The 21730-nt window shown below is 58.5% G+C and carries 19 protein-coding genes; 7 read left to right on the top strand and 12 right to left on the bottom strand.

Annotated elements, in window-relative coordinates; translation table 11 throughout:
- The first annotated feature begins 89 nt into the window (after positions 1-89).
- Together KGB06_RS09775 and mgrA are read left to right on the top strand one after the other, a co-directional pair.
- Positions 90-980, top strand: coding sequence for a LysR family transcriptional regulator (locus KGB06_RS09775; RefSeq protein WP_223514608.1), 891 nt, complete (start codon positions 90-92; stop codon positions 978-980).
- A 237-nt stretch (positions 981-1217) separates the two neighbouring features.
- A complete protein-coding gene (gene mgrA / locus KGB06_RS09780; protein WP_223514611.1) occupies positions 1218-2255 on the top strand; it encodes an L-glyceraldehyde 3-phosphate reductase in 1038 nt (345 codons plus the stop codon).
- Positions 2256-2339: 84 nt separating this feature from the next.
- Here the strand turns inward: mgrA and KGB06_RS09785 are convergent, their stop codons facing one another.
- The 9 genes from KGB06_RS09785 to KGB06_RS09825 all read right to left on the bottom strand — a co-directional run bounded on the left by KGB06_RS09785 (position 2340) and on the right by KGB06_RS09825 (position 12777).
- Positions 2340-3542, bottom strand: a complete 1203-nt coding sequence (locus tag KGB06_RS09785) for a helix-turn-helix domain-containing protein (RefSeq protein WP_223514613.1) — start codon at positions 3540-3542, stop codon at positions 2340-2342.
- A gap of 3 nt (positions 3543-3545) precedes the next feature.
- Positions 3546-4223 carry a hypothetical protein gene (locus KGB06_RS09790; protein WP_223514615.1) on the bottom strand — a complete coding sequence of 226 codons (678 nt, stop codon included), beginning with the start codon at positions 4221-4223 and terminating at the stop codon, positions 3546-3548.
- 132 nt (positions 4224-4355) lie between these two features.
- Positions 4356-5198, bottom strand: coding sequence for a taurine dioxygenase (gene tauD / locus KGB06_RS09795; RefSeq protein WP_223514618.1), 843 nt, complete (start codon positions 5196-5198; stop codon positions 4356-4358).
- A 144-nt stretch (positions 5199-5342) separates the two neighbouring features.
- A complete protein-coding gene (tauC, locus tag KGB06_RS09800; protein ID WP_223514621.1) occupies positions 5343-6176 on the bottom strand; it encodes a taurine ABC transporter permease TauC in 834 nt (277 codons plus the stop codon).
- Positions 6173-6967 carry a taurine ABC transporter ATP-binding subunit gene (tauB, locus tag KGB06_RS09805; protein WP_223514623.1) on the bottom strand — a complete coding sequence of 265 codons (795 nt, stop codon included), beginning with the start codon at positions 6965-6967 and terminating at the stop codon, positions 6173-6175. The genes tauC and tauB overlap by 4 nt, the downstream gene beginning before the upstream one ends.
- A 16-nt stretch (positions 6968-6983) precedes the next feature.
- Positions 6984-7961 (bottom strand): taurine ABC transporter substrate-binding protein, encoded by a 978-nt coding sequence (tauA, locus tag KGB06_RS09810; protein WP_223514626.1) that lies wholly within the window; start codon positions 7959-7961, stop codon positions 6984-6986.
- 231 nt (positions 7962-8192) lie between these two features.
- Positions 8193-9776 carry a glutamate--cysteine ligase gene (gene gshA / locus KGB06_RS09815; protein ID WP_223514628.1) on the bottom strand — a complete coding sequence of 528 codons (1584 nt, stop codon included), beginning with the start codon at positions 9774-9776 and terminating at the stop codon, positions 8193-8195.
- 293 nt (positions 9777-10069) lie between these two features.
- Positions 10070-10453, bottom strand: coding sequence for a PaaI family thioesterase (locus tag KGB06_RS09820; protein WP_008019061.1), 384 nt, complete (start codon positions 10451-10453; stop codon positions 10070-10072).
- The gene (locus KGB06_RS09825) at positions 10453-12777 is read right to left on the bottom strand and encodes a Tex family protein (protein ID WP_223514631.1); all 2325 of its coding nucleotides are present in this window, start codon (positions 12775-12777) and stop codon (positions 10453-10455) included. The genes KGB06_RS09820 and KGB06_RS09825 overlap by 1 nt, the downstream gene beginning before the upstream one ends.
- 361 nt (positions 12778-13138) lie before the next feature.
- On the opposite strand from KGB06_RS09825, the gene ompR reads away from it, so the two are divergent.
- Together ompR and KGB06_RS09835 are read left to right on the top strand one after the other, a co-directional pair.
- Entirely contained in the window at positions 13139-13879 is a 741-nt protein-coding gene (ompR, locus tag KGB06_RS09830) for a two-component system response regulator OmpR (RefSeq protein ID WP_007949203.1), read from the top strand.
- Positions 13880-13982: 103 nt separating this feature from the next.
- Entirely contained in the window at positions 13983-15296 is a 1314-nt protein-coding gene (locus KGB06_RS09835; RefSeq protein ID WP_223514634.1) for an ATP-binding protein, read from the top strand.
- Between the two features lie 128 nt (positions 15297-15424).
- Here KGB06_RS09835 and rimK read toward each other — a convergent pair whose 3' ends face one another.
- The gene (gene rimK / locus KGB06_RS09840; protein ID WP_007949201.1) at positions 15425-16330 is read right to left on the bottom strand and encodes a 30S ribosomal protein S6--L-glutamate ligase; all 906 of its coding nucleotides are present in this window, start codon (positions 16328-16330) and stop codon (positions 15425-15427) included.
- Entirely contained in the window at positions 16327-16788 is a 462-nt protein-coding gene (locus tag KGB06_RS09845) for an ATP-dependent zinc protease (protein ID WP_223514773.1), read from the bottom strand. Before KGB06_RS09845 ends, rimK begins: the two co-directional genes overlap by 4 nt.
- A 234-nt stretch (positions 16789-17022) precedes the next feature.
- On the opposite strand from KGB06_RS09845, the gene KGB06_RS09850 reads away from it, so the two are divergent.
- From KGB06_RS09850 to KGB06_RS09860, 3 genes are all read left to right on the top strand, one after another.
- A complete protein-coding gene (locus tag KGB06_RS09850; protein WP_027922234.1) occupies positions 17023-17430 on the top strand; it encodes an RNA-binding S4 domain-containing protein in 408 nt (135 codons plus the stop codon).
- 431 nt (positions 17431-17861) lie between these two features.
- Positions 17862-18764: an Hsp33 family molecular chaperone HslO gene (gene hslO, locus KGB06_RS09855; RefSeq protein ID WP_223514637.1), complete on the top strand. Its 903-nt coding sequence runs from the start codon at positions 17862-17864 to the stop codon at positions 18762-18764.
- Between the two features lie 180 nt (positions 18765-18944).
- The gene (locus KGB06_RS09860; RefSeq protein ID WP_223514640.1) at positions 18945-20486 is read left to right on the top strand and encodes a phosphoenolpyruvate carboxykinase; all 1542 of its coding nucleotides are present in this window, start codon (positions 18945-18947) and stop codon (positions 20484-20486) included.
- 61 nt (positions 20487-20547) lie between these two features.
- Here the strand turns inward: KGB06_RS09860 and KGB06_RS09865 are convergent, their stop codons facing one another.
- The gene (locus KGB06_RS09865) at positions 20548-21402 is read right to left on the bottom strand and encodes an EamA family transporter (RefSeq protein WP_223514643.1); all 855 of its coding nucleotides are present in this window, start codon (positions 21400-21402) and stop codon (positions 20548-20550) included.
- Positions 21403-21730 lie beyond the last annotated feature (328 nt).

The raw sequence follows: 21730 nt of genomic DNA on the forward strand, positions 1-21730 counted from the left end.
GTGAAGCCAGATTCACATGTTTACTCAGGCCGATAAATGCACGAGAGTTGCCTTGACTGTTCAAAAATCGCCAACAATCGGAGCCCCACGTGGATCAAGTCAAAGCGATGAAGGTCTTCGTGCGGATCTACGAGCGCAGCAGCTTTACCCTGGCAGCCGAAGACCTGAACCTGCCGCGCGCAACGTTGACTCACACCCTGAACCAGTTCGAAGCCTGGCTCGGCACACGGTTGCTGGAGCGTAGTACGCGCAAGGTGCGTCCGACGCTGGACGGCGAGGCCTACTATTTACGCTGCGTGCAACTGCTGGCGGAACTGGAAGAGGCCGAGTTGGCGTTTCGCGGCTGCGCACCGAAAGGCCGGTTACGCGTCGACCTGCACGGGACGCTGGCGAAAAGTTTTGTGATCCCCGCATTACCGCAATTCATGGAGCGCTACCCGCAGATAGAGCTGTCCATCAGCGAGTCCGACCGCTTTGTCGACTTGATCGCCGAAGGCGTCGACTGCGTACTGCGCGCGGGCACGTTGAGTGATTCGGCACTGATCGGAAAACGTATCGCGAATCTGCGCCAGATCACCTGCGCCAGCCCCGCGTACTTGCGCAAATTCGGCGAACCGAAAACCCTCGATGACCTCAAACATCACCGCGCGGTGAACTACGTCTCGCGCACCACCGCCAAGCTGTTTCCGTTCGAATTCATGGTGAATGGCGAACTGAAGGAAGTCGCCATCGACGGCGCGCTTTCAGTGTTCGGCGCAGAAATCTACGCCGCCTCCGCCATCGCTGGGCTGGGGCTGATCCAGTGCCCGCATTACCGGATGGAAACCCAGATTGCCCAAGGGCTGGTGCGGGAAGTCCTCACCGATATGCCGCCACCGCCGATGCCGGTTTCGGTGTTGTATCCGCACAACCGACACATGTCGCCACGGGTTCGGGTGTTTGTGGATTGGTTGGGGGAAGTGTTTGCGGGGGCCATTTGAGAGCAGATCGTTCCCATGCTCCGCGTGGGAATGTATCCCGTGACGCTCTGCGTCACTTCGAAAAGCGGAACGCGGAGCGTCCCCTGGCTGCATTCCCACGCAGAGCGTAGGAACGATCGTCTGTGAAACGTTTCAGCATTTTCTCGAGTCCGAGGTTTATCGGCGTTTGTCTGGGCGTATGCTGGGCAACTTGCGACGCAGTCGATACCGCATTCAAGATCGACAAGAGAGGATTCGATGACCTACACCGCTGCCGAAAACCGCTACGATTCCATTCCTTACCGCCGCGTAGGTCGCAGCGGTCTGGTGCTGCCGGCGCTGTCTCTGGGCCTGTGGCACAACTTCGGTGACAGTACGCCGATCGATACCCAGCGTGCGTTGTTGCGCACGGCGTTCGATCTGGGCATCAATCACTTTGACCTGGCCAACAACTACGGCCCTCCATACGGAAGTGCCGAGATCAACTTTGGTCGTTTGTTGCGTGAAGATTTCAAGCAATATCGCGATGAGCTGATCATCTCCAGCAAGGCGGGTTGGGACATGTGGCCCGGTCCTTACGGGCAGGGCGGTGGTTCGCGTAAATACGTGCTGGCCAGCCTGGATCAGAGCCTGCAGCGTCTGGGGTTGGATTATGTGGATATTTTCTACTCGCATCGTTTCGACCCGGATACGCCGCTGGAGGAAACTGCCAGCGCACTGGCCACTGCGGTGCAGCAGGGGAAGGCGTTGTACATCGGCATCTCGTCGTATTCCGGGGTGAAAACCCGTGAAATGGCGTCGCTGTTGAAGGAGTGGAAAGTGCCGCTGCTGATTCATCAGCCGGCGTACAACCTGCTCAATCGTTGGATTGAAAAAGACCTGCTGGACGTCACCGACGAACTCGGCACTGGCGTGATTGCCTTCACGCCGTTGGCGCAGGGGCTGCTGACCGACAAATACCTCAACGGCATTCCGAAGGATGCGCGGGTCAATCGTCCGGGCGGTGGTTCGTTGCAGTCTTCGCACTTGTCCGAAGCCAACATCGCCCATGTGCGTGGGCTCAACGAAATCGCCAAGGGGCGTGGGCAGAGTTTGGCGCAATTGGCGTTGGCGTGGACGCTACGCGATCCACGGGTGACGTCGGCGCTGATCGGCGCGAGCCGGCCGGAGCAGATTATCGAGAACGTCGGGGCGTTGAAAAATTTGAGCTTTAGTGCGCAGGAACTGGCGGAGATTGACCGGTTTGCCCATGAAGGCGGGATCAATCTTTGGGAGAAGCCTTCGACGGCTGAGTAAGCACGTGCGAGGGGAAAAGGCCGAATCTCGCATCCCATCGAGGGAGAAGGGATGCGAGATTTTTTTTGAGGGGAGACGAGATCGTTATTTTTTGCTTGGGAAGCCGAGTATCTCTGCTGTTTCGTTGAAAAAAGTATCCCTTGCAGATCTCTTTCTGAGCTGCATGTTGATCACCTGCGATTGATCTGGGAGGGTAAAGTAGCCCTTATCCAGGCTGCAAAGGCTTTCAAGAGTTGGCAAAGGCAATCCCAGTAGCTGTCTGACTTGAGATCGGGAAAGTATTTTATTTTCCACGAGCATTTTCACGGCTTGAGCAATTAACTGTGGCCTTTCAAAATCGAAATCACCATCCATAGGCTCTCCCTTGACCCAGCCTCTTGCTGACCTGGCTTTCCACAATCTTGTTGTCGTGGTGTCGTTGATTATCTCTAGGTCTAGACATCTACGAACCATCGCGGCCACAGACACCTTCCAGCGTGGTTTCAATGCTAGCAAGGTATCCAGCGTAGGCCAGCGAATCTCCCTCAGGAAACTCTCTGCTGGCATAAGGAATGCGCTTGCAAATCGATGTGCCTGTGATTCCAGCAACGCGTAATTCGATTCGTACTGTTCCTTGGAAATATGCCGATGGAGAACGATATGCCCAAGCTCATGGGCTGCATCGAATCGATTTCGTATGCCGTTCGCCTTGTCTGCCACAAGGAGTACATAAGGTCGCTGATCCAGTTCATACCAATTTGATACGCCATCCATTTTCAGGTGGCCTAGTGTGGTTCGAGCGCAGACGATCCCCGCATTCTCCAGAACCTGAACTACATTGGGTATGGGAGCGATTCCCAGGCCCCATGCTTGACGGCATTCGCTAGCCATCCGTTCGATTTCTTCATCGGAAATCAGCAGGCAATTGCTTTCTTCCAAATGAGGGACATTAACGGCGACGAACTCAAGGCTTTCCTGAAGCTTGTACGAGATGTCTTGAAGCCACTCTAAACGTACCTCTGCTATTTCTCTCGCGTTAGCGGTAGTACTCACCTGCGAGCGGAAGAAGAACGGCGTGTTTTCACTCGTTACGATTTGCTCTTCTAGCAGCCAGTTTTCACTGACGCCAAAGACCTCGCATAACCGCTGGAATGCATCGGCTTCGGGAACCTGAAGCCCGTTCTCCCATTTAGAAATATTTCCAGAGGCGCGTCCCACCATTTCGGCCAAGGCGGTCTGGGTGATACCACATGTGAGCCGTAACTGCTTGAGACGCTCGGACTGAAAGCCCGCGACTCCAGTTCTCATGGTTCACCTCTTGGAATTTTGCTCATCATCAATTTTGTCTTCGATTTCTTCAGCGCGGCGCATCTTATCTCGCAATTTCACCAATTCAATCGGTTTCTGATCAATTGCTTGGTTATCAGAATAGCCTTGAAGAAGCTCTTCGAGCGTGCAATTCATATGGAAGCCTTTACCGTTGAAATAAGGTATGGCCATCACGATCGCCACAGGCTCTGATTGATCTGCTGAAATTGGCGGTGGTGCGTGGACTACGACAAGTGCATGGATCAGTTGTTCGGAAACGGTGTGGGACAGTCCATCAATCCAATCCATCTGGGGTGAGGCTAACGATTCGTTCAGCGTTTTCAGTTCACTGCGGTGTTTCGCAGTGCGCACTTCCTTTTGCCAAGGCAAAACGACAGATGTAATGCGCAGCTTTCCCAGTTCCAATAGGACGTAATTGTGCCCTTTGGGGTCGGTTGATTTGATGAGCGGATTCCAGCGGGTCATGCCCGCCAAGGCTTCCTGAGCAAGTGAGTGGCGCAAGTGTCCCCGTAGGTCTGCGGGAGGGGTATGAATCAGGAGATCCTGCGCTACTTTCGAAGCTTTTTGGAAGGTTTGCGGAATTAAGACGCCAAGTTCCTCAAAAAACTCTCTATCAACTTGCGCACGTATGAAACCTTGAAGTTCTTCCTTTGTGACCATGCGTTTCACCACTCACTATTCGGTAAGCGGATTTTTACTGTATTTTTATTCGTTATGGAAGGGGTGCCTGTTTTTTTGTACAGCTAGTAGACGAGTGGTGTCGTAATTTCGAATGTTACTCAGAATCAGGTATCACCGAAAAAACGGCACATCCCCCAACACCGTCGCCCGCTGCATCACTCGCCGCGCCGGGCGGTAGTCATCCACCGCGTAATGCTGAGTCACGCGGTTATCCCAGAACGCCACATCATCCTTTTGCCAGCGCCAGCGAATGGTAAATTCCGGCCGCGTGGCATGGGCGAACAAAAACTTCAGAATCGCGTCGCTCTCGGTGTCCGACAGCTCATTGATCTTCGACGTGAACCCTTCATTGACGAACAACGAGCGCCGTCCACTCACCGGGTGTGTACGAATTACCGGGTGCGATAAAGGCGGATTCTTGCGCCGCGCCTCTTCCCACTGAGCCAACGCTTCGGGCGTATTGCCATAACGCTCCAGCGGAAACGAACGGGTGAAATCGTGGGTTGCGGTCAACCCTTCAAGCAAGCTTTTCATCGGTGCCGACAGCGCTTCATACGCGGCAATCCCGCTGGCCCACAACGTGTCGCCGCCAAACTCCGGTAGCAGCTTGGCGCTGAGCACCGCACCCATGGCCGGGGTCGGCAGGAAGGTCACGTCGGTGTGCCAGATCGCGTTGTCACGCACGTCGGTGACGGCGGTGTCGAGGATCAGCACTTCCGGTTGTTCCGGCACATTCGGGTAGATCGGGTGAATATGCAGGTCGCCAAAACTCGCGGCAAATCGTGCCTGCTGTTGTGGAGTGATTGGCTGGTCGCGGAAGAACAGCACTTGATGCTTGAGCAGTGCCTGCTCGATGGCGTCGCGTTGCTCCGGGGTCAGCGGTTGGCTGATGTCGACGCCGCTGATTTGTGCGCCGAGGGCCGAACTGAGGGGGACGATTGTCAGGTTACTCATGGTCTTTCTCTTCAATCCTGGGTGCCGAGCTTTTGTAGGAGTGAGCCTGCTCGCGATGGCGGTGTATCAGCCACAGCCATGTCGCCTGACACTGCGCTATCGCGAGCAGGCTCACTCCCACAGGGTTTTTCACATGATGATTTTTCAGTGTGCCTGGCCGTGCCACGGCACCAGTTTGCGTTGCAAGGCGCGCAGGCCCATTTCCATGGCGAAGGCAATCAGCGCAATCACCAGAATCCCCAGCACCACCACATCGGTGACCAGGAACTGCGCGGCCGACTGCACCATGAAGCCCAACCCGCTGGTGGCCGCGATCAGTTCAGCGGCGACCAGCGTCGACCAGCCAACACCCAAGCCAATGCGCACACCGGTCAAGATGTCCGGCAAGGCACTCGGCAGAATCACATGACGAATCAACTGCGCCCGGGTCGCGCCCAACGACTGCGCGGCACGTAATTTGGCCGGGTCTACGGTGCGCACGCCGGTCGCGGTGGCGATGGCAATCGGGGCGAAAATCGCCAGGTAGATCAGCAACACTTTCGACAGCTCACCAATACCGCACCAGATCACGATCAGCGGCAAGTAAGCCAAGGGCGGAATCGGGCGATAGAACTCGATCAGCGGATCAAGAATGCCGCGAGCGATACGGTTGTGACCGATGGCAATGCCAACCGGCACGGCCGTCAGCACGGCGAAGACCAGACCAAGGCCAATTCGGCTGAGGCTCGCGCCCAAGTGCTGCCACAACGTCGAATCCATGTAGCCGGTGGTCACTAGCAGCCAGCCTTTTTGCAACACGGCGGACGGTGGCGGCAGGAACAGCGGTTCGATCATTCCCGTGGCGGTCACGGCCCACCAAATGGCAACAAGGACGACCAGCGTCAGCACGCTGATCCAGCGCGTGCTGAGACTGCGACGAACCGCAATCACCTTTGAACCCGGTTTCAGCACGACGGCCGGAATTTCATAACTGCTCATGCGCGCTCCTGCCGCGTGGCGGCGCTGCGTTGGGAGAACACTTTGGCGAGCACGTGTTCGCGGGTTTCGATAAAGCGTGGGTCGGATTTGATCGCCCGGGCCGATTCACCGGCGGCGTAACGCTGGCCGAAATCCAGGCTCAGGCGCTCGACGATTTGCCCAGGATTGGGCGCCAGCAGAATCAGGTCTGTGGCGAGGAATACGGCCTCTTCAATGTCGTGGGTAATCAGAAATACCGGTTTGGCAGTGCGCTGCCAGACTTGCAGCAGCAGTTCCTGCATCTGTTCGCGGGTGAAGGCATCGAGGGCGCCGAAGGGCTCGTCCATGAGCAAAACACGGGGATCGGCGGCCAATGCGCGGGCAAGTCCGACACGCTGCTTCTGGCCGCCCGAGAGCTGCCAGATGCGTCGGTTTTCGAAGCCGCAAAGGTCGACCAGCGCGAGCATTTCCCGAGCGCGCTGTTCACGTTTTTCCCGCGCAATGCCGGCCAGCTCCAGGCCGAAGCCGACGTTGGCCAGCACATCCTGCCAAGGCAGCAACGCATCGTCCTGAAACACCACGCCACGTTCGGCGCTCGGGCCTTTGACCGGAGCGCCATCGAGGGTGATGCGCCCGGCACTCGGCTCGACAAAACCGGCAATCAGGTTCAACAGCGAAGTCTTGCCACTGCCAGACGGGCCGAGGGCGACCAGCAATTGCTGGGGCCCAAGACTCAGGGAAATATCCGCCAGTACCGGTTCCGGACTGCCGGGGTACTGTGCGCTGATGCGCTCCAGCTGTAGCAAAGCCATCGCGATTAACTCCGGATCAGTTGGTGATGAACTTGGCGCTGACGTACGGCGCGTAGTCCGGCAGCACGGCCTCGACCTTGCCTTGTTCCTTGAGGAACGCTGCGGTGTCGGTGATGGCTTTGGTGGTCGGCGCGCCGAGGGTGATCACCTGATCAGCCGCCAGCGGGTAGACGTTGCCTTGCAGCAGCAGCGGAATATCGCTGGCCTTGGCGCCGGAGAGCTTCACCAGTTTGTCGACGTTGGATTGATTGGCGAGCCAGGCTTTCGGGTCTTTGCGGTAATCGGTGTATGCGTCGAGGGTGACCTTGGCGAACGCGGTGACGATTTCCGGATGCTTCTCGGCGAAATCTTTGCGCACGATCCAGGCATCGAAGGTCGGGGCGCCGAACTTGGCCAGTTCACCCGAGGTGATCAGCACTTTGCCGTTTTCCTTGGCCACACCGAGGGCTGGGTCCCACACGTAGGTAGCGTCGATGTCGCCACGTTTCCATGCGGCGATGATGGCGGGCGGGGCGAGGTTGAGGACGGTGACTTTCGACGGGTCGATGTTCCAGTGCTTCAGCGCGGCCAGCAGGCTGTAATGGCCGGTGGAAACGAAGGGCACGGCGATTTTCTTGCCTATCAGGTCCTGTGGCGTCTTGATCCCGGATCCGTCACGAGCGACCAGGGCTTCGGCGGCGCCGATCTGGGTGGCGATGAGGAACGTTTCTACCGGGACTTTGCGAGTGATCGCAGCGGTCAGAGGGCTGGAACCGAGGTAACCAATCTGCACGTCGCCGGACGCGATGGCGGCGATGATATCGGCACCGTTGTCGAATTTGCGCCAGTCGATTTTGGCATTAGTGGCTTTTTCGTACGCGCCGTCGGCCTGGGCTACTTTCGCCGGGTCTACGGTGGTCTGGTAGGCGACGGTGACGTCAGCCGCGTGAGCAAAGAAACTCGCTGCAGCCAAAGAGGCGGCCGCCAGGAGGCGAAGAGGGAAATGCAGTTTCATTGGGAAGCTCCTTGTCAGGCGACCGAGAGTCGGCGTCAAAGGAGACTAAATGATCTAAAAATTAGAAAATAAATAACATTTTCGAATTAGCTTATGAGCGGGAAATCCTAAGGATGTGATGCGATGAAACGATTGTAGGAGCTGGCTTGCCAGCGAAGGCGGGGTGACCGATACACCGCTTTCGCTGGCAAGCCAGCTCCTACACAAGCCAGCGTCTACAAGAGGAATTGATTAGTTACTGATCGCCAGAATGCTCGCCTGATACGATCCGACAAACACGTCGAAATCGCCGACTTCGTTCTGCTCCAGCTCCACTTGTGCCGCCAACGACGAGCGCGCCAGTTCTTCAAACTTCGCCTGATCTTCACCACTCAAAGGCTCGCTGCGGAAAAACGCCGCATGCGCGCGGCTCTGACGCAGGGAGAACTGAGCAAAGCTTTCCTTGTGCTCGGCCATCGCCGCCAGCACCTGGGCAGAAGGCGTCAGGGACGGATCCTTGACCTTGGCCAACTGCGTATCCAGCGCCTTGCTGTGTGCATCGCCACCATGACTTTGATCCAGCATCGCTGCCAACGGAGCAATCTGCTCCAGCAACTCGCTGGCCCACTCTTTGAGGTCCACTGGTTGACCGTTGCGTTGCAATTGCAGGCCCGGACGGCGACCTTCCTTGACCACGCTGAGGAAGTTCGAGGTGGCGTTGCTGCAGGACGTATTGGTCAACAGCGGGCTGTCGTTCAACACGCAATACAGCAGGAACGCGTCGAGGAAGCGCGACTCGGTGAGGTCGATGCCCATCGGCAGGAACGGGTTGATGTCCAGGCAACGCACTTCAACGTATTGAATGCCACGGGCCACCAGCGCCTGGATCGGCCGCTCGCCGGTATAGGTCACGCGTTTCGGGCGGATGTTGGAGTAGTACTCGTTTTCGATCTGCAGGATGTTGGTGTTGAGCTGAACCCACTCACCGTCCTGATGCGTGCCGATCTCGACATACGGCGCATACGGCGTGGCCACCGCTTGGCGCAGGCTGTTGGTGTAGCTCGACAGATCGTTGTAGCAGGGCGTCAAGCCGGCCTGGGCGTTGCTCTGGTAACCCAGGTCGCTCATGCGCAGGCTGGTGGCGTACGGCAGGTACAAGGTGTCCGGGTCCAGTTGTTCCAACTGGTGCGAACGACCGCGCAGGAAACCGGCGTCCAGCGCAGGCGAGGCGCCGAACAGGTACATCAGCAGCCAGCTGTAGCGGCGGAAGTTACGGATCAGCGCGATGTAGGCCGAGGACTGATAATCGCGGTCGGTGCCGACAAAGCCTTCGGCTTCTTTGAGCAGCGGCCAGAGCTTTTCCGGCAGGGAAAAGTTGTAATGAATCCCGGCGATGCACTGCATGGTCTTGCCGTAACGCAGGGCCAGGCCCTTGCGATAGACGTACTTGAGCTGACCGATATTGGACGTGCCGTAATAGGCGATCGGGATGTCTTCCTCGGCCGGCAACGGGCACGGCATCGAGGGGCTCCACAGAAACTCGTTGCCGAGCTTGCTGTAGGCAAAGCGATGGATCTTGTCCAGGCTCGCCAGCGTATCCGCCGGGTCGGGCAGGGCGGGCGTGATGAACTCCAGCAACGACTCGGAATAGTCGGTGGTGATTTGTTCGTTGGTCAGCGCGGAACCCAATTCTTCCGGGTGCGGCGTTTGCGCCAGGCGACCTTCGCCGGTCACGCGCAGGCATTCACGTTCGATGCCGTGAAGGCACTGTTCGAGCAGAGAGAGGTTAGCGCGCTCGCCAAGCAGAGCCAGGCGGCGGTTGAGAAGTTCGCTCAAGTTGGATTCCTTCACGCGTCAGTCGCCCCAATATGGGGGTGGGCAAGACGGTCTACAAGGGTGAAGTTAAAACTGGCGTTTTCGCCTGGTTTTTGAGCCGCACAGGACTACTGGCAGCCGGCCAAGGATCGAGCGCCGCAATCCCCTGTGGGAGCGAGCCTGCTCGCGATTAGGGAGTGTCAGTCAACGTTTAAGTCGTCTGGCACACCGCAATCGTGAGCAGGCTCGCTCCCACAGGAAACTTCGGCGCTACGGTCACAGCGCCGAAATTAACTCAAATGGGTGACATCTAGCTACAGGACAGCGAACGTGCCTTGTGCTTTTGCGACCAGTTTGTCGCCTTGCATCACGTCGGCTTCGACCACCAACGTGCGGCGGCCCGGGTGGATCACCCGTGCCGTGCACATCACTTCACCGTCTGAAACGGCGCGAATGTAGTTGATCTTGCATTCGATGGTCGCGCTCTGCTGGTCAAAGCCGTGGGTACTGGAACAAGCCAGCCCCATGGCAATGTCCACCAGACTAAACAAAGCCCCGCCGTGCAGCTTGCCGCCGCGATTGCGCAGCTCCGGTTCCAGCGCCAGGGCGACTTGCGCCACCCCGGTTTCCAGGCTGTGCAAGCGACACCCCAGCAGCTTGAAAAACGCGCTTTCGGTCAGCCCGGCAGGAATCTCCATCAGCGTTTCTTCAACTGCTTGGCGTTGGCGAACAGCGACGCCATCGCGTTGTTGCTCGGGGCCGCCGCGGTGGTTTCCTTGCGCGGTGCGCTGTTCTGGGACTGGCGTGGCGCCGACCCCGGACGTGCACCGCGAGCGCCGTCGATTTTCTCGCCCGGGGTGTCGCTCATGCGCATCGACAAGCCCACGCGTTTACGCGGGATGTCGACTTCCATGACCTTCACTTTCACCACATCACCGGCCTTCACCGCTTCACGCGGATCCTTGATGAACTTCTCCGAAAGTGCAGAGATATGCACCAAACCGTCCTGATGCACGCCGATGTCGACGAACGCGCCGAAGTTGGTCACGTTAGTGACGACGCCTTCGAGGATCATGCCCAGTTCGAGATCCTTGAGGTCCTCGACGCCTTCCTGGAACTCCGCAGTCTTGAACTCAGGACGTGGATCGCGGCCAGGTTTTTCCAACTCTTGCAGAATGTCGGTGACCGTTGGCAGACCGAAAGTTTCGTCGGTGTACTTCTTCGGATCGAGACGCTTGAGGAAGCTCGCATCGCCGATCAGCGAGCGGATGTCGCGGTCGGTTTCAGCGGCGATGCGCTGCACCAGCGGGTAGGCTTCCGGGTGAACGGCCGACGAATCCAGCGGGTTGTCGCCGTTCATCACGCGCAGGAAGCCTGCGGCCTGTTCGAAAGTTTTTTCGCCCAGACGTGCGACTTTCTTCAACGCGGCGCGGGTTTTGAACGCGCCGTGTTCATCGCGATGGCTGACGATGTTCTGTGCCAGGGTCGCGTTGAGACCGGAGATGCGCGCCAGCAGCGCCACGGAGGCGGTATTGACGTCGACGCCCACGGCGTTCACGCAGTCCTCGACTACCGCGTCCAGACCGCGCGCCAGTTTCAGCTGCGAAACGTCGTGCTGGTACTGGCCGACACCGATGGATTTCGGATCGATCTTCACTAGCTCAGCCAGTGGATCCTGCAAGCGACGGGCAATCGACACGGCGCCACGGATCGATACGTCCAGATCCGGGAATTCCTTCGAAGCCAGTTCAGATGCCGAGTAAACCGATGCGCCGGCCTCGGAGACCATGACTTTGGTCATTTTCATGGCCGGGTATTTTTTGATCAGTTCAGCGGCCAGCTTGTCGGTTTCGCGGCTGGCGGTGCCGTTGCCGATGGCGATCAGGTCAACCGAATGCTTGGCGCACAGGGCGGCGAGAATCGCGAGGGTCTGATCCCACTTGTTGTGCGGCACGTGCGGATAAACGGTGGCGTGATCCAGCAGCTTGCCGGTGGCGTCGACCACGGCGACCTTGCAGCCGGTGCGCAGGCCCGGGTCGAGACCCAACGTGGCGCGCGGGCCGGCCGGGGCCGACAGCAGCAAGTCGTGCAGGTTGTGCGCGAACACGTTGATCGCTTCGGTTTCCGCGCCATCGCGCAGCTCACCCAGCAGGTCGGTTTCGAGGTGGGTGTAGAGCTTGACCTTCCAGGTCCAGCGCACCACTTCGCCCAGCCATTTGTCGGCGGCGCGGTTCTGGTTCTGGATGCCGAATTGCTGGCCGATCATGCCTTCGCACGGGTGCATGGTGCCCGGCAGTTCGTCGCCGACTTTCAGCGCAGAGCTCAGAATGCCTTCGTTGCGGCCACGGAAAATAGCGAGCGCGCGGTGCGACGGCATGCTTTTCAGCGGTTCGTCGTGTTCGAAGTAGTCGCGGAACTTGGCGCCTTCCTCTTCTTTACCCGCAATGACGCGGGCACTGAGGGTGGCTTCTTGCTTCAAGTAGCTGCGCAGTTTGTCCAGCAGGCCGGCGTCTTCAGCGAAGCGCTCCATGAGGATGTACTTGGCGCCTTCGAGGGCTGCCTTCACATCGGCCACGCCTTTTTCGGCGTTGATGAAGCGTGCGGCTTCGGTGTCAGGCGTCAGGGTCGGGTCGTTGAACAGGCCGTCGGCCAGCTCGCCGAGGCCGGCTTCCAGGGCGATCTGGCCCTTGGTGCGGCGCTTTTGCTTGTACGGCAGGTACAAGTCTTCGAGGCGGGTCTTGGTGTCGGCGAGTTTGATGTCGCGTTCAAGTTGCGGGGTCAGCTTGCCTTGTTCCTCGATGCTGGCGAGGATACTGATGCGCCGTTCGTCGAGTTCTCGCAGGTAGCGCAGACGCTCTTCCAGATGACGCAACTGGATGTCATCGAGGCTGCCGGTCACTTCTTTCCGGTAACGGGCGATGAAGGGAACGGTAGAGCCTTCATCGAGTAGCGCGACGGCCGCTTCGACCTGTTGTGGGCGTACACCGAGTTCCTCGGCGATGCGGCTGTTGATGCTGTCCATAAAACCACCTGACAAATTGTGAAAGCAGGCTCGCAGGCGCAGAATTGAAGGCTCTGCGAGTCTGGTTGAGCGGCCTGGCCTGCGCCGCTGCCTGGATCAAAGGGCACCCCATTGACCCGTGAAATCGAACAATTACTGCGGGCGGCAGGGAAATAAATAGCGCCTGCCTGTAGTACCTGTCTGATGTTGCCTGACACAAAACGCCGCGCATTATAACCAGCGTTCGCGTGTTCTGGGGCATCGCGGGCGGGAAGGGTAATGGCCGGTTTACTGGCGGTGGAGGAAAAATCTGCTAACAATGCACACGGTGCGTATAACGGCAGCTACGCCATAATGCGCGCCGAGATCAAAGGAGCATCTAATGAGCAGCACTGCAAACACTGCTGAAGGCGAAAAAATTCTTATTGTTGACGACGATCCGGGGCTCAGCAGCCTGCTGGAGCGCTTTTTCGTCAGCAAGGGCTACCGCGCCCGCGCCGTTCCGAACACCGAGCAAATGGATCGCCTGCTGGCGCGCGAAGTGTTCAACCTGGTCGTCCTCGACCTGATGCTGCCCGGCGAAGACGGCTTGACAGCCTGCCGCCGCCTGCGCACGGCGAACAATCAGATCCCCATCATCATGCTGACCGCCAAAGGCGACGAGCTGAGCCGTATCAAGGGCCTGGAACTGGGCGCCGACGATTACCTGGCCAAGCCGTTCAACCCGGACGAGCTGATGGCCCGCGTCAAAGCGGTCCTGCGTCGTCAGTCGACGCCGGTGCCGGGTGCACCGGGCAGCGAAGACGAAAGCGTGACCTTCGGTGATTACGTACTGTCGCTGGCGACCCGCGAACTCAAGCGCGGTGACGAAGTGCACATGCTTACCACCGGTGAGTTTGCGGTCCTCAAGGCATTGGTCATGAACGCGCGTCAGCCACTGACCCGTGACAAACTGATGAACCTGGCCCGTGGCCGCGAGTGGGATGCCCTGGAGCGTTCCATCGACGTACAAATATCCCGTCTGCGCCGGATGATCGAACCCGATCCGTCCAAGCCGCGTTACATCCAGACAGTCTGGGGCGTGGGCTACGTGTTCGTTCCGGATGGCGCCGCCACCAAGTGATCGGCGATTTGTAGGAGCGGGTCTTGCGGGCAATGTTGCCCGCAGACTCGCGATCCGCAATATGCGAGCATCGCTCGCTCCTGCAAGTGTGTAGCGGCTATCCATGAAAACCCCCGTTTGGTTCCCCCAGAGCTTCTTCTCCCGCACCCTTTGGCTGGTGCTGATCGTCGTCCTGTTTTCCAAGGCACTGACCCTGGTTTATCTGTTGATGAACGAAGACGTGCTGGTGGATCGTCAATACAGCCACGGCGTCGCCCTGACACTGCGCGCCTATTGGGCCGCCGATGAAGAAAACCGCACTAAGATCGCCGATGCCGCCACGCTGATCCGGGTGGTGGGGGCCGGTGTGCCGGAAGGTGAGCACCATTGGCCGTACAGCGAGATATACCAGCGGCAGATGCAGGCCGAACTGGGTGCCGACACCGAAGTGCGATTACGCATGCACTCGCCGCCAGCGCTGTGGGTCCGGGCGCCAAGCCTGGGCGATGGCTGGTTGAAAGTGCCGCTGTACCCGCATCCTCTGCGTGGCCAGAAAATCTGGAACGTGCTCGGCTGGTTCCTCGCCATTGGCTTGCTGTCGACCGCATCGGCATGGATCTTCGTCAGTCAACTCAATCAACCGTTAAAGCGTCTGGTGTATGCCGCAAGGCAACTCGGCCAGGGGCGCAGTGTGCGATTGCCCATCAGCGACACCCCAAGTGAAATGACCGAGGTGTATCGCGCCTTCAACCAGATGGCAGAAGACGTCGAACAGGCCGGTCGCGAACGTGAGCTGATGCTGGCCGGTGTGTCCCACGACTTGCGGACCCCCTTGACCCGTTTGCGTCTGTCCCTGGAGTTGATGGGAGATCGCACCGATCTCACCGACGACATGGTGCGCGACATCGAAGACATGGACGCGATCCTCGACCAGTTCCTGGCGTTCATTCGTGATGGCCGTGACGAATCGGTGGAAGAGGTGGACTTGAGCGACCTGGTTCGCGAAGTCGCTGCGCCGTACAACCAGAATGCAGAAAAGGTCCGTTTGCGCCTGGAACCGATCCAGCCATTTCCGTTGCGTCGGGTGTCGATGAAACGCCTGTTGAACAACCTGATCGGCAATGCCTTGCACCACGCAGGCAGCGGCGTTGAGGTGGCGGCCTATGTCTCTGGTGATACCAGCGCGCCGTATGTGGTGCTGAGTGTCATGGACCGTGGGGCGGGGATTGATCCTGCTGAACTTGAAGCAATCTTCAACCCGTTCACTCGGGGTGATCGTGCCCGGGGCGGGAAGGGGACTGGTTTGGGGCTGGCGATCGTGAAGCGGATTGCTTCGATGCATGGCGGGAATGTTGAGTTGCGCAATCGTTCCGGAGGCGGGCTGGAAGCGCGGGTGCGGTTGCCGTTGGGGTTGATGTTGCCTCGGGATGCGGTTTAACAGCTGACATCTTGGCTGGGGCTGATGGCCCCTTCGCGAGCAGGCTCGCTCCCACAATGAGTACGCGGTCAACTGTGGGAGCGAGCCTGCTCGCGAAGGCGGCCTCCCTGCCGCCACATAAGTCTGGCTTAACCCTTCCCTTTGGTCCGCGTCATATTCGGCCCGCCATTCTTCTCCAGATGCTCAATGATGATCCCCGCCACATTCTTCCCAGTGGTGGTTTCAATCCCTTCCAGACCCGGTGACGAGTTCACTTCCATCACCAGCGGCCCGTGATTGGAGCGCAGGATGTCCACCCCTGCCACTGCCAGGCCCATCACCTTCGCCGCACGCAACGCGGTCATGCGTTCTTCCGGTGTGATCTTGATCAGGCTGGCGCTGCCGCCCCGATGCAGGTTGGAGCGAAACTCGCCAGGCTTGGCCTGGCGCTTCATCGCTGCGATCACCTTGTCGCCGACTACGAAGCATCGAATGTCGGCACCGCCGGCTTCCTTGATGTACTCCTGAACCATGATGTTCTGCTTCAGGCCCATGAACGCTTCGATCACCGACTCTGCCGCCGTCGCCGTTTCACACAGCACCACGCCAATGCCTTGGGTGCCTTCCAATACCTTGATCACCAGCGGGGCGCCGTTGACCATGTCGATCAGGTCGGGAATGTCGTCCGGTGAGTGAGCAAACCCGGTCACCGGCAAACCGATCCCGCGACGTGACAGCAATTGCAACGAACGCAGTTTGTCCCGCGAACGGGCAATGGCCACCGATTCATTGAGCGGAAATACGCCCATCATTTCGAACTGACGCAACACCGCGCAGCCATAAAACGTTACCGACGCACCGATCCGGGGGATCACCGCGTCGAAACCTTCCAGCGGCTTGCCGCGGTAGTGGATCTGCGGCTTGTGGCTGGCAATGTTCATGTAGGCGCGCAGGGTGTCGATCACCACCATTTCATGGCCACGCTCGGTACCGGCTTCAACCAGACGACGAGTGGAATACAGACGCGGGTTCCGCGACAGCACAGCGATCTTCATGCAACACCTGTGGAGGAGGTAGATACCGGGAACACCGGCTTGTCTTGTACGTACTTAATGCCTGGATTGACCACCAACTGGCCGTGAATCAAGGCTTTGGAGCCGAGTAGCAGGCGATAACGCATGGATTTGCGGCAGGCGAGCGTGAACTCGACCCGCCAGACCCGATCACCGAGGGCCAGGGTGGTGCTGACCACGTATCGCTTCTGCGCCTGACCGTTGGAGCTTTTAATGGTTTTCATCGTCACCAGCGGCGCTTCGCAGCGTCGATGACGCAATTGCACCACCGTGCCCAAGTGCGCGGTGAAGCGTACCCACTGTTCGCCATCGCGCTCGAACGGCTCGATGTCGGTGGCATGCAGGCTGGAGGTGCTGGCACCGGTGTCGATTTTTGCCCGCAGGCCCGCGACTCCCAAATCCGGGAGCGCCACCCACTCGCGCAGACCGACAACGGTCAAATGGTCAAATGTCTTCAAAGTTGCTCAACCGGTAGAAACCGCTCGGCCCGCAAGCGGCCGAATTCGCGGTATTCACGCAGAATAATGGTTAAAAGGCGACAGATATCTACGGCCCGGATTTCCAGCCCCTCGGGGAGGTTCTGGAATGCGTGCATTGTAATCCGAGCCGGTGCAATTCTTGGTACGACTGAAACGGTAGTACAGTTCAGCAATATTTCAGAGTGAGGAAATTCCATGGCACAAAAAAACGAAGAGGACGACAAAGTCCGTCTCGATAAATGGTTATGGGCCGCGCGTTTTTACAAAACCCGTGCCTTGGCCAAGGCGGCGATTGAAAGCGGCAAGGTGCATTGCCGGGGCGAACGTTGTAAGCCAGGCAAGGAGCCAAGAGTAGGTGATGAGTTCGTGATCCGCGCCGGTTTCGAAGAGCGTACGGTGGTGGTTCAAGCGTTATCCATTGTTCGCCGTGGCGCGCCGGAGGCTCAGACGTTGTATGCCGAAACCGAAGCCAGCATCGCCAAACGCGAAAACGCCGCCGCCCAGCGCAAAGCGGGTGCGCTGGGGATGACCACCGATGGCAAACCGAGCAAGAAACAGCGGCGGGATTTGTTCAAGTTCCGTGGTAGCAGCAACGACGAGTAGGACAGGAATTTCTCGGGCGATGTTCAGTCCGTCATCGCGGGCAAGCCCGCTCCCACAAGGGATATACGATATTTTGTGGGAGCATGGCTTGCCCGCGATCGAGTGCGCAGCACTCGCCAGATGCCACCGGATCTCCGGGGAAGACTTGCAATTACCCGGTTGAGCAACCATATCGGGTGATTCGCCAGCGGCGCATCGAGCGGATACACAGCCACTCGTCGAAAATCACCACAGCCTCTGCGCCATGGGCCATAACCAGAAGGCCAACGGCGTCAGTGGCCAAGGATCGCGCACTGTGCACCTTGCTTGGAACAAGCCCGGATTGTTCATAAAATGCCGGCCATGGCCTAGCGTTGCGCATCCAAGGGTGATTGCAGGCACGCGATCCTGACCGTTGAAACCCATTGTCACCACTTCAGATACCCAGACCTATGACCGACCTACCGGATAACGACTTCACCCAACGCTTCATCTTCGATGACAGCGACACCCGTGGCGAGCTGGTCTCGTTGGAGCTCAGCTACGCCGAAGTCCTGGCCAAACACGCCTACCCGGAGCCGGTCGCGCAATTGCTTGGCGAACTGATGGCGGCGGCATCGCTGCTGGTCGGCGCGCTGAAGTTCGATGGCTTGCTGATCCTTCAGGCCCGTTCCGACGGCCCGATCCCGTTGCTGATGATCGAGTGCTCCAGCGAGCGCGATATCCGCGGCCTGGCCCGTTACGAGGCCGACCGGATCGCCCCCGATGCGACGCTCGCCGACCTGATGCCCAACGGCGTACTGGCGCTGACGGTCGACCCGACCCATGGTCAGCGTTACCAGGGCATCGTCGACCTCGACGGCGAAACCCTGTCCGAGTGCTTCACTAATTACTTCGTCATGTCCCAACAGGTAGGCACCCGCTTCTGGCTGTACGCCGATGGCCGTCGCGCCCGTGGCCTGCTGCTGCAGCAACTGCCCGCCGACCGCTTGAAAGACGAAGAAGAACGCGCCGCCAGCTGGCAGCACATCACCGCGCTGGGCAGCACCCTGACCGCTGATGAATTGCTGGGACTGGACAACGAAACCGTGCTCCATCGCCTCTATCACGAAGAGCAGGTGCGTCTGTTCGACGTGCAAAAGCTGCGCTTCCGTTGCAGCTGCTCGCGTGAACGTTCGGCCAATGCTCTGGTCAGTTTGGGTGTTGAAGATGCGCAAAATCTGGTGGTCGAGCACGGTGGCAACATCGAGATCGATTGCCAGTTCTGCAATCAACGTTACCTGTTCGATGCCGCCGATATCGCCCAATTATTCGCCGGTGCGGGCGTCGACACGCCGTCAGATACCCGTCACTAAAACGGTTCAGCGCAGGTAAATTCACTGGTTAGTGCCGGTATTACGCCGTAACGACGGGAGGGCCCTACTTTTTTTGGGCTTTTCTGGCATAATCCGGCCCACTTTTTCTCGCGGTAGTAGTGCACAACTTTCTACTACAAAACGTTTGGAGCACTCGGCCACTGGCCGATGGGGAACCTCATGACGCAAGCCAATAACGCCGTGTACACCGATCTGAGTGTTGATGATCTGGTTAAAGAAGCCCTGAATCGCGGTGAAGGCGAGCTTGCCGATACCGGCGCGCTGGTTGTTCGTACCGGTCACCGTACCGGCCGTTCGCCAGTCGACCGTTTCATCGTTGAAGAGCCGACCACTCAGGCCGCTATCGCCTGGGGCCCGATCAACCGCAAGTTCCCGGCCGACAAGTTCGATGCCCTGTGGGACCGCGTCGAGGCGTTCAACAACGCGCAAGAGCATTTCGTTTCCCACGTTCATGTAGGCGCGGCTGCCGATCACTACCTGGCCGTGAAAATGACCACTCAGACTGCCTGGCAGAATCTGTTCGGTCGTTGCCTGTTCATCAACCCGGCCCAGTACAACCCGGCTGGTCGTGATGAGTGGCAGGTGCTCAACGTCGCCAATTTCGAGTGCGTTCCAGAGCGTGACGGCACCAACTCCGATGGTTGCGTGATCATCAACTTCGCGCAGAAGAAAGTGCTGATCGCCGGCATGCGCTACGCCGGTGAAATGAAAAAAGCCATGTTCTCGGTGCAGAACTTCCTGCTGCCGGCCGCCGACGTGCTGCCAATGCACTGCGCTGCCAACATCGGTGAGGAGGGCGACGTGACCCTGTTCTTCGGCCTGTCCGGCACCGGTAAAACCACCCTGTCCGCCGACGAAAGCCGTTACCTGATCGGTGACGACGAGCACGGTTGGGGCGAGGGCGTGGTGTTCAACATCGAAGGCGGTTGCTATGCCAAGTGCATCGACCTGTCCGAGAAGAACGAACCAGTCATCTGGAAAGCCATCAAGCACGGCGCAGTCCTGGAAAACGTCGTTATCGATGACGCCAAGCACGCCGATTACGCCGATGTCAGCCTGACCCAGAACAGCCGCGCGGCCTATCCGCTGGAGCACGTTGCCAAGCGTTCCGAGAAGAACCTCGGTGGCGAGCCAAACGCTGTGATCTTCCTGACCTGCGACCTGACCGGCGTGCTGCCGCCAGTGTCGATCCTCAGCGAAGAACAAGCGGCCTACCACTTCCTGTCCGGCTACACCGCTCTGGTGGGCTCGACCGAAATGGGTTCCGGCAGCGGCATCAAGTCGACCTTCTCCACCTGCTTCGGCGCACCGTTCTTCCCGCGTCCGGCTGGCGAATACGCAGAACTGCTGATCAAACGTATCCGCGGCTTCGGTTCGAAGGTTTACCTGGTTAACACCGGCTGGACCGGTGGTGGCTACGGCGTTGGCAAGCGCTTCAACATCCCGACCACCCGTGCGGTGATCGCAGCGATCCAGAGCGGCGCGTTGATCGGTGCTGAAACCGAACACCTCGACACCATCAACCTCGATGTGCCATTGGCTGTGCCGGGCGTTGAGACTGGCCTGTTGAACCCACGTAATACCTGGGCTGACAAGGCTGCTTACGATGAAGCGGCTAAAGCACTGGCTGGGTTGTTTGTTGAGAACTTCAAGAAATTTGAAGTGAGCGACGCGATCAAGGCTGCTGGACCGAAGTTGTAAGATTTGGTCTGACGCAATGAAAAAGCCGCCCTTTGGGGCGGCTTTTTTGTGGGCGCTGGTTTCAGGTTTTTAGATGCAGCACGAACGCGCCAACCAAGACCAAAACGACACCCAGCACCTGCACCTTCGCCAGTCTTTCCTTGAAGAACACATACCCCAGAATGGCGGCAATTCCGCCGGACAACGTGCTGATCACCGTCACCACCGAAACCGACCCCGCCACTGCGCCCCAAGCGAAAGAGGAGAACCCACCGAGGTTCATCAGGCTGGCACCGGTCAATGTCATGCAGTTTTTCAACGGCGGAATTTTCAAGCCGTCCTTGATCTTCAACACCATCAATACCAGCACGACCAGTCCCACCAGATAGGCAAGCCAGAGCATCGTCACCGGCCCAAGCACCGGAAGAACGAAGTGGCCTTGCAGCCAGAAACTGGTGCCATAAAAAACAGCCGCCAGAAGCGCATAGGCAATCGAGCTGCTGGCCTGAGTGGTATGTGGAAGCTTCGAATCGGCGTGGATGCTGGAAAGGAGGACTCCGATCACGCAGAGTGCAATGCACAATAATTGGATCAAATTGATCTGTTCACCTGCCGCCCAGGACAGCAACGTAGTGACTACACCGTAGGAGGTCACGAGCGGCGCGACGATAGACGCTTTGCCGAGGGCGAATGCCTTGGACAACGCCAAGGCACCGGACACGGTGAGCACGGCGGCGGCAATGCCGAACAGCCAGACATCGAGCGATGCCGACATCGATTTGAGAATGAAGGCAGGAAAGGCGATCAGCAGCAAGCTCATGATGCTGAAGCCCAGCGCTTGACCGAAATACACTGCGCGTTTGACGCCGACCGCACGGGCGTTCAAACCCACTAGAAAATCCGTGCCGCCCCAAAGCAAGGCAGCGAGTAAACCCATCAATACGTCCACGCTATGTCCTTATAGGTGCGCGCTGCGGACGTTAGAGGCTTTCCAGCGTCTGCGTGCCCAGCGTTGGGCCTTAATGGCCTGATAGAGCATTGCGATGGTCAGTGGCAGTTTGTCGCCACGTCCCTTGGCTTTACGTTTGAGGAACACATCGTAGCCTTCGGGTTGGAAGTGGCGATAGGTGTCGTAATCGATGGAGAGGTTTCAAAGTGTTAGACACATGCACGCACCACAACCTGCCTAACTCGCTATGTGTTGGGTAAACGAGCTGGTTTCAGGCGTTCGCCGAGGTCAGTAAGCAGTCATGCATTACACGGTA

The organism is Pseudomonas sp. GL-B-19 (assembly GCF_019956415.1).
In the GTDB taxonomy this organism is placed as follows: Bacteria; Pseudomonadota; Gammaproteobacteria; order Pseudomonadales; family Pseudomonadaceae; genus Aquipseudomonas.

Coding starts and splice junctions, on each gene's coding strand:
- mgrA (WP_223514611.1), top strand. CDS start 1,218: ATGACCTACACCGCTGCCGAAAACCGCTACGATTCCATTCCTTACCGC.
- KGB06_RS09785 (WP_223514613.1), bottom strand. CDS start 3,542: ATGAGAACTGGAGTCGCGGGCTTTCAGTCCGAGCGTCTCAAGCAGTTA.
- KGB06_RS09790 (WP_223514615.1), bottom strand. CDS start 4,223: ATGGTCACAAAGGAAGAACTTCAAGGTTTCATACGTGCGCAAGTTGAT.
- tauD (WP_223514618.1), bottom strand. CDS start 5,198: ATGAGTAACCTGACAATCGTCCCCCTCAGTTCGGCCCTCGGCGCACAA.
- tauC (WP_223514621.1), bottom strand. CDS start 6,176: ATGAGCAGTTATGAAATTCCGGCCGTCGTGCTGAAACCGGGTTCAAAG.
- tauB (WP_223514623.1), bottom strand. CDS start 6,967: ATGGCTTTGCTACAGCTGGAGCGCATCAGCGCACAGTACCCCGGCAGT.
- tauA (WP_223514626.1), bottom strand. CDS start 7,961: ATGAAACTGCATTTCCCTCTTCGCCTCCTGGCGGCCGCCTCTTTGGCT.
- KGB06_RS09820 (WP_008019061.1), bottom strand. CDS start 10,453: ATGGAGATTCCTGCCGGGCTGACCGAAAGCGCGTTTTTCAAGCTGCTG.
- KGB06_RS09825 (WP_223514631.1), bottom strand. CDS start 12,777: ATGGACAGCATCAACAGCCGCATCGCCGAGGAACTCGGTGTACGCCCA.
- ompR (WP_007949203.1), top strand. CDS start 13,139: ATGAGCAGCACTGCAAACACTGCTGAAGGCGAAAAAATTCTTATTGTT.
- KGB06_RS09835 (WP_223514634.1), top strand. CDS start 13,983: ATGAAAACCCCCGTTTGGTTCCCCCAGAGCTTCTTCTCCCGCACCCTT.
- rimK (WP_007949201.1), bottom strand. CDS start 16,330: ATGAAGATCGCTGTGCTGTCGCGGAACCCGCGTCTGTATTCCACTCGT.
- KGB06_RS09850 (WP_027922234.1), top strand. CDS start 17,023: ATGGCACAAAAAAACGAAGAGGACGACAAAGTCCGTCTCGATAAATGG.
- hslO (WP_223514637.1), top strand. CDS start 17,862: ATGACCGACCTACCGGATAACGACTTCACCCAACGCTTCATCTTCGAT.
- KGB06_RS09860 (WP_223514640.1), top strand. CDS start 18,945: ATGACGCAAGCCAATAACGCCGTGTACACCGATCTGAGTGTTGATGAT.
- KGB06_RS09865 (WP_223514643.1), bottom strand. CDS start 21,402: ATGGGTTTACTCGCTGCCTTGCTTTGGGGCGGCACGGATTTTCTAGTG.